The organism is uncultured Methylobacterium sp. (assembly GCF_964242245.1).
Taxonomy (GTDB): Bacteria; Pseudomonadota; Alphaproteobacteria; order Rhizobiales; family Beijerinckiaceae; genus Methylobacterium.
The window spans coordinates 1-6,424 of the sequence record NZ_CAXTBY010000161.1; the positions used below are offsets into that span (position 1 = coordinate 1).

General features: G+C 74.2%; 8 protein-coding genes. 2 read left to right on the forward strand and 6 right to left on the reverse strand.

The window, feature by feature from the left end; genetic code table 11:
- Window positions 1-130 precede the first annotated feature (130 nt).
- The 3 genes from holA to ACFE8Y_RS20190 form a co-directional block, all read right to left on the reverse strand.
- On the reverse strand, window positions 131-1,156 hold the full coding sequence (gene holA, locus ACFE8Y_RS20180; RefSeq protein ID WP_375466158.1) for a DNA polymerase III subunit delta: 1,026 nt from the start codon (window positions 1,154-1,156) through the stop codon (window positions 131-133).
- Window positions 1,157-1,166: 10 nt separating this feature from the next.
- A complete protein-coding gene (lptE, locus tag ACFE8Y_RS20185) occupies window positions 1,167-1,721 on the reverse strand; it encodes an LPS assembly lipoprotein LptE (RefSeq protein ID WP_375466159.1) in 555 nt (184 codons plus the stop codon).
- A gap of 365 nt (window positions 1,722-2,086) precedes the next feature.
- On the reverse strand, window positions 2,087-2,974 hold the full coding sequence (locus ACFE8Y_RS20190) for a phosphatase PAP2 family protein (protein ID WP_375466160.1): 888 nt from the start codon (window positions 2,972-2,974) through the stop codon (window positions 2,087-2,089).
- Between the two features lie 211 nt (window positions 2,975-3,185).
- Between ACFE8Y_RS20190 and ACFE8Y_RS20195 the strand changes: the two genes are divergently transcribed.
- Window positions 3,186-3,680: a YcgN family cysteine cluster protein gene (locus ACFE8Y_RS20195; protein WP_375466161.1), complete on the forward strand. Its 495-nt coding sequence runs from the start codon at window positions 3,186-3,188 to the stop codon at window positions 3,678-3,680.
- Between the two features lie 123 nt (window positions 3,681-3,803).
- Window positions 3,804-4,310, forward strand: a complete 507-nt coding sequence (locus tag ACFE8Y_RS20200) for a ferritin-like domain-containing protein (RefSeq protein ID WP_375466162.1) — start codon at window positions 3,804-3,806, stop codon at window positions 4,308-4,310.
- On the opposite strand, the gene ACFE8Y_RS20205 is transcribed toward ACFE8Y_RS20200, so the two are convergent.
- From ACFE8Y_RS20205 to ACFE8Y_RS20215, 3 genes are all read right to left on the reverse strand, one after another.
- A complete protein-coding gene (locus ACFE8Y_RS20205) occupies window positions 4,307-4,963 on the reverse strand; it encodes an NrsF family protein (protein ID WP_375466163.1) in 657 nt (218 codons plus the stop codon). The genes ACFE8Y_RS20200 and ACFE8Y_RS20205 overlap by 4 nt on opposite strands.
- Entirely contained in the window at window positions 4,956-5,525 is a 570-nt protein-coding gene (locus ACFE8Y_RS20210; protein WP_375466164.1) for an RNA polymerase sigma factor, read from the reverse strand. Before ACFE8Y_RS20210 ends, ACFE8Y_RS20205 begins: the two co-directional genes overlap by 8 nt.
- A 377-nt stretch (window positions 5,526-5,902) precedes the next feature.
- On the reverse strand, window positions 5,903-6,421 hold the full coding sequence (locus tag ACFE8Y_RS20215; RefSeq protein ID WP_375466165.1) for a phosphate-starvation-inducible PsiE family protein: 519 nt from the start codon (window positions 6,419-6,421) through the stop codon (window positions 5,903-5,905).
- Window positions 6,422-6,424 lie beyond the last annotated feature (3 nt).

Below are 6,424 nucleotides of genomic sequence, written 5' to 3' on the forward strand. Positions count from 1 at the left end.
CGCTCCCCTCACCCGACCCTCGCTGACGCGAGGGCCACCCTCCCCCGCTAAAGGGGGAGGGAAGTGTGCGGGACCGACCTTATCAATCGGAAAACCGTTTGAGCGGTTGGTCAGGGGTGCGCCGCCCTGCCTATCCGCGCCCGCCCCGCGCGGCGATGCCGAGCAGCGCGGCGGAGGCGTGGGCGTGGGCGAGCGCCGGATCGGACCGGCGGCAGGCCAGGATCGCCTCCTGAAGGAGCGCGATCGCCTGCCGCAGGGCGTCCGGCCGCCAGCGGGCGAGCTGCGCCTCGATGCTCGCCTTGCGGCGGAAGTGCAGGCCGCGCCACGACGCGGCCATCAGGCTCGGGCTCTTGTCGGCGCCCTCGATCCGCACGCCGAGCAGGGTCAGCGCGTGGCGCAGGGCGGAACCCAGCATCACCGACGGGTCGAGGCCCTCGTGGCGGAAGCGGCGCAGGTCGCGCTCCACCGCGCCGCCCTGCCCCGCGAAGGCGGCGTCGATCAGGGTGTTGATCTGGCTCCCGGCGACATCGCTCACCACCGCCTCGACGTCGTCGAGGCCGACGCTGCCTCGGCCGTGGGCGTAGAGGGCGAGCTTCTCGATCTCCGACAGGCTGGCGCGGCGGTCGCCCCCTAAGCTCTGGCTCAAGACCTCGCGGGCCTCGCGGTCGATGCGCAGGCCGTGCGCCCCGAGGGTGCGGTCGATCAGGTCGGCGAGCGCGCGGGCGTCGTCGGCGTAGCAGGGGATCGCGAGCGCCTTCGCCGACCGCTCGCACAGGGTGCGCAGGGGCGCGGATTTGCCGAGGTCGCCCGCCTCGACCACGATGCGGGTGTCGCGGATCTCTCCCCGCAGCACGGCCTCGACCGCGGGCGCGTAGTTGCGGCTGCCGGGGCGCACCCAGATCGTGCGCCGGCCGCCGAACAGGCCGACGGTGCCGGCCTCGTCCGACAGCCGCCCGGGATCGGCGGCCAGCGCGTCGCCGTCGATCCGCACGAGGGCGAAGGGGTCGCCGGGAGCGGAGACGAAGCCCTCGGCGAGGTGCTTGGCGCGCTCGGCGACGAGGCCGGTGTCGGGCCCGTAGACCAGGATCACGGGGATGCGCGGGTCCGGCCCGCGCCGGATCAGGCCGTCGATGTCGCCGGCCTTGACCGCGGTCAAGAGGCGTCCGTCACGGTTTGGCCGCCAGCACCGAGGCGAGGCGGGTCTTGATCTGGTCGGCGAGCACCGAGGCGAGGCGGATCTCGGCGTCGCGCGCGGCGCGCAAGCTCGCGAAGCGCTGCACCGAGCGGTCGTAGGTGGCGGTGGAGGTCGCCACGCCCTCGGTGACGATCTTGGTGCCGTCGAGGTTCTCCAGGCTGTACTTGACCGAGGCGACGATGGTGCCGGCCTCGGCACGCCCCGTCTGCGTGGAGACGATGGGCGTCTGCACCGCCTCGCTGCCCTGCATCTTGAGGCGGTAGCGCTTCGGCGCGGGCTGGCCGGAGCCGTCCAGCGCGAAGATCAGCTCGCTGCGCAGGTAGTGCCCGATGCGCTCCTGGTCGCGCGCCATGGCGATATCGTCGACCTGGATGCCGGCGAGCAGCGCGCTCATCGACGCGCCCGACGCGGTCGGCCCGTAGAGCGGGTGGAAGCAGGCCGAGAGGTTCAGCGCCAGGGCCGCGACGCAGGCGAGGCGGCCCGCCCGCGCGCCGCGTTCCCCGATCCGTCCTGCCGTCCGCGTCATCCGCCCGCCGTTCCGAGTCACCCGTTGCTCCTTAGCGCGCGTGCCGGGCCGCGCGCCACGATCCTGCGCATCAACCGTTACGATTCCTCTGCGGCGGGAGCGTGGCCGGACCTTGCCCCCGTGCCCTACCCCGCACGCGGGGAGGAGGGGACTCGCGCGTCGTCCGATCGCGCCGCGAGATACGCGAATCCGGTAGCTTTAGCGGGGGAGGGTTGCCCTCGGCTCACGCGAGGGTCGGGAGAGGGGCGCGCCGTCCGGCACCGTCGCTCCTCTCACCCGACTTAGCTCGCGGGCCACCCTTTCCCGCTCAAGGGGAGAGGGACGCGCGAACGCGACGCCCCCGAACCCATCAACCGGACACCGTGTCAGAACTCCAGCGCGACGCTCGCCAAGCCCTCGGCCTCGCGGCGGCACAGGGCCGGATCGGGCGCCCCGCCCTCTCCGGCGAGCGCGCGGCCGAGCTCGGTCCGCGCCCGGTCCATATCCGCCCGGAAGGCGGCGTCGCCCATGAGCGCGGCGAAGACCGCGGCGCCGTTGGTGCGGCCGGCCGTCACGTCGCTCAGCCAGTGCACGCCGCAGATCACCCGGCTCTCGCCGTAGGCCCGGCCGCGGACGAGGATGGCGGTGGCCTTCGACGGCACCAGCGCGGCCACGATCAGGGCGTAGGCCCACCCCTGCGTCGCGTGGCCCGACGGATAGCTGAAGCTGTCGGCGAGCGCCTGCGTCCGCTGCACGCAGATCGGCGCCGCGTTGCCGACGAAGGGGCGCGGGCGCCGGTAATGCACCTTCGGTCCCCGCGTGGCCTCGGCGATGTCGAGGCGGGCCCGTTCGAGCAGGCCGATCACCGCCGGCACCCGGGCCTCGTCGAGGCGGGTGCCGAGCACGCAGGCGAAGGTGTCGAGGATCGCCGCCGCGCCCTCGGCGACATCCGTCTCGGCGATCGCCCAGCGCGGGCTGCCCTTGAGCGCGCGGGTCGCTGCGAAGGTGGCGCGGTCGGCCGCCTCCAGGGTCGAGCGGGGCGCCGGCGGCGGCGGCAGGATCTGCGTGGTGTCCGGGGCCGCCGCGCCGAGGTAGGACCCGCGCGCCGGGCTGTCGGGGCGGACCGGATCGGCCCCGACCGAGGGGGCCGAGGTCTCGGGCGCGGGGTCGGGGAACGGCGCCGGAGCGGGGTCTGCCGACGCGGGACGGCCGGGGAGCGCGAGCAGGCCCAGGATGAGCAGGGCCAGGAGGCGGGCGGGCAGGAAGCGAGGCATCGGGTCAAGGGTCCGTCGCGGGCCTTCGCCGGACATACCGCCCCGCGGCCGGCCGGGCTACGACGATCTCGCGCCGGCACCTCCGGCGCAACCCGGCCGGAGACCGCCCGCCAAGCGTAAGACACGACCGAGAAGCCATGTCCCTTGCTCGCCGCGCCGCCATGCGGCAGAGGAGGGCGCATCAGCCCCTTGAGCATGAGAGGTGTTCCCGATGGGGGACCCGAAGGCCGCCCGCGCGGGCGGCGCGGTGCCGTTCTGGCAGGAAAAGTCCCTTGACGCGCTGTCGCCGTCCGAGTGGGAGAGCCTGTGCGACGGCTGCGGCCGCTGCTGCCTGCTCAAGCTCGAGGACGAGGACACCGGCGAGGTCCACCACACCGATGTCGGCTGCACGCTGCTCGACGGGCACGGCTGCCGCTGCCGCGACTACCCCCGGCGCCAAGCCCGGGTGCCGGACTGCGTCCGCCTGACGCCCGAGGCGGTGCGCACGATCCCGTGGCTGCCGCCGACCTGCGCCTACCGGCTCGTGCGCGACGGCGAGCCGCTGTTCCCCTGGCATCCCCTGATCTCGGGGCGGCGCGCCAGCGTCCACGAGGCCGGCATCTCGATCCGCGGGCGGATGTCGGGCAACGAGGAGGAGTTCACCGACGACGAATTGACCGACCGCATCGTCGCGTGGCCGGCGCTGCTGCCGGAGGAGGCGGCCTGAACTCCGCTTAGCCGCGCGCCCGCGCGCAGGAACCGACCGGCCCGCGCCCTGTTGCCCCGGAGACGACGCCGGATGCCGTCTCAGCGCAATCCGGGGTCAAGCTCAAGCATACGGAGGCACCCCATGGGTCTTTTCACCAGCCCGATCAAGACGTTGGACGACCTGTTCACGCACATGCTGCAGGACATCTACTATGCCGAGCAGCAGATCGCCAAGGCGCTGCCGAAGATGATCGACAAGGCCGGCAACCCCGTCCTCAAGCAGGCCTTCGAGAAGCACCTGCACGAGACCGAGGCGCAGGTGACCCGCCTGGAGCAGGTGTTCAAGCTGCTGGACAAGCCGGTCAAGGGCGTCACCTGCGCGGCGATCGACGGCATCATCTCCGAGACCAAGGAGATCATGAGCGACGTCGGCGACCAGGAGGTCCTCGACGCGGCCCTGATCGCCGGGGCGCAGGCGGTGGAGCACTACGAGATCACCCGCTACGGCACGCTGACCGCCTTCGCCAAGCAGCTCGGCCACATCGGCGCGGCGGGCCTCCTCGAGCAGACCCTGATCGAGGAGCGCGCCACCGACACGGCGCTGACGAAGCTCGCCGGCCAGGAGGTGAACCGGAAGGCCGCGGCCTAACGCGGCCGGCCGCCGAGCAGCCGTCCGCCGGCGAGGCCGTTCAGCCCGATCACCCCAAGCACCGTCACGGCGTGGATCGCGAGGTCCGTCGCCGTGGCGTCGTGCGGGTGGAAGGGTACGAGGAGGGCGGCCGCGGCCGCCGCCGCCGCGAGGCCGCCGAGCGCCGCCGTGAGGTTCGGGTGCAGCGGGCAGGCCCGGCGCAGCATCGCCACCAGCATCACCGACAGCGGCAGGGACACGGCGACGAGGAAGGCGAAGCACCCCTGCATCGCGTGCCCGTCGGCGATGTTGGTGCCCGGCGCGAGCCAGCCGCGCAGGCACCCGAGCCCGCTCGCGCCGATCCACAGGGCGGCGGGCGCCACCGGCAGCAGCGCCCAGCGCAAGGAGCGGCCGGGCACGCTGGTGAGGAAGGCGGCGAGCGCCGCGCTCGCGGCGGTGAGGGCCGCCCCGATCGTGGCGAGGCAGAGGTCCAGGGTGCCGAGCCGGGTGTGCAGGCCGTCCATGTCGGCCATCGGCATCAGCACCACGGCGAGCCCGAGCACCGCCGCGAGCCAAGCCAGGGTGCGGAGGGCCGGCGCCGGCAGGGGCCGCACCGGCTCCAGCCTGCCGACGAGGTCGTCGACGAGGACATCGTGACGCGCGGCCTCAGACATGACCCGAATCCTTGCCCGCTCCGAGTTTCCCGCGCAACGCCCTGAGCGCCCGGTGCAGGTTGACCTTCAGCGCGCCCTTGCTGCGCCCGGTGAGCGCGGATGCCTCGTCCAGGGAGCGCTCGCCGTAGGCGAGGTGCTCGACCGCCTGCCGCTGGCCCTCGGGCAGCGCCGCCACGGCGCGGGCGAGTTCGGCGTCGCGCTGGCGGGTCTCGATCCCGTGGGCCGGCGCGGGGCCGGAATCCGGATGAGCCTCGTAGGCCAGCGGATCGTGCACCTCCCGCGGCCGGCGCCCGGCCCGGCGCAGGCGGTCGATCGCCCGGCGCCGGGTGATCGCGCGCAGCCACGGCAGGAAGGGGCGCGCGGGGTCGTAGCTCGCCCGCGCCCGGTGGATCGTGAGCAGCGTGTCCTGCACCACGTCGTCGACCGCCTCGCCGCGCGCCCCCTGCGCGCGGGCCATCCCGGCGATCACCGGCAGGCAGGCGTTCAGCAGCGTCCGGTAGGCGGCCGCGTCGCCGCCCTGCGCCGCCGCCATCGCGGCCGCCAGATCCTCTTCGAGCGCCATCGTCGCCCCGCCGCCGCGCCGCGCCCCGGCCGCCCTGTCTAGCGCAGGCCCGCCGCCGCGGGGAAGCCGCAGCGCCCGCACCGGGGCGGCGTCCGCGGGGCCGTGGGCGGGCAGGAACATCGGACGCCTTCTCCGCGGGCGGGCCGCGACGCGGGGTGCGGACCGTTCGGACCTGTTCGCCGGACGCGGCCCGCGGTTACGCCCGGACCGGCCGCGCGCCGGGGTTCAGGAGGTCGGCCCGAGCCGGGCCGCACCGAGGATGCGGCCGTCGGGGCCCTGCACGATCACCGCCGCCCCGGCGCACGAGGTTCGCGCGCATGGGGCTTCGGGGCCAGCGATTCCGCCGCTTCGTCGGGGCGCGGCCGGCGGTTACCCGGTCACACCCCCGTCTCCTCGCCCGCGGGCCGGTCGTCGTCCCGGGCGCGGTGGAGCAGGAAGATCGAGGCGACCATCGTCAGGATCAGGCCGGCGAGCACGCCGAGTTCCATCATCGACGCCTGGAACAGGGCCGCCTTCTCCGGCGACCAGTCCTTGCCGTGCGTGATCTCGGAGGATTGCAGCGTGATGACCAGCACCCGCCGGATCGAGGCGATCAGCCCGACGATCAGGAACGGCTCGCAGGTGAGGCGGCCCGAGCGCATCGAGACCCGCACCGTGTGCAGGATCTCGACCAGCATCAGCAGGAACAGCAGGCGATCGACCACTTCGAGCGTCTGCGCCACGCCGCCGAGCGCGCGCATCGCCTCCCAGGTCAGCCCGACGGCGTCGATGAGCGCGATGACCGCGGTCAGCGCCAGCAGCAGGCCGAGCGCTGCGTAGATCGCGTGCTCGGTGTGCAGGAAGACGAAGCTCGACGCCCGCGTCAGGCGGCCCTGGGATTCGGGGTCGTCGGCCATGGC

Excerpts from the sequence above, each read along its gene's own strand:
- lptE (WP_375466159.1), bottom strand. The coding sequence starts at position 1,721 with ATGACGCGGACGGCAGGACGGATCGGGGAACGCGGCGCGCGGGCGGGC.
- ACFE8Y_RS20190 (WP_375466160.1), bottom strand. The coding sequence starts at position 2,974 with ATGCCTCGCTTCCTGCCCGCCCGCCTCCTGGCCCTGCTCATCCTGGGC.
- ACFE8Y_RS20195 (WP_375466161.1), top strand. The coding sequence starts at position 3,186 with ATGGGGGACCCGAAGGCCGCCCGCGCGGGCGGCGCGGTGCCGTTCTGG.
- ACFE8Y_RS20200 (WP_375466162.1), top strand. The coding sequence starts at position 3,804 with ATGGGTCTTTTCACCAGCCCGATCAAGACGTTGGACGACCTGTTCACG.
- ACFE8Y_RS20205 (WP_375466163.1), bottom strand. The coding sequence starts at position 4,963 with ATGTCTGAGGCCGCGCGTCACGATGTCCTCGTCGACGACCTCGTCGGC.
- ACFE8Y_RS20210 (WP_375466164.1), bottom strand. The coding sequence starts at position 5,525 with ATGGCGCTCGAAGAGGATCTGGCGGCCGCGATGGCGGCGGCGCAGGGC.
- ACFE8Y_RS20215 (WP_375466165.1), bottom strand. The coding sequence starts at position 6,421 with ATGGCCGACGACCCCGAATCCCAGGGCCGCCTGACGCGGGCGTCGAGC.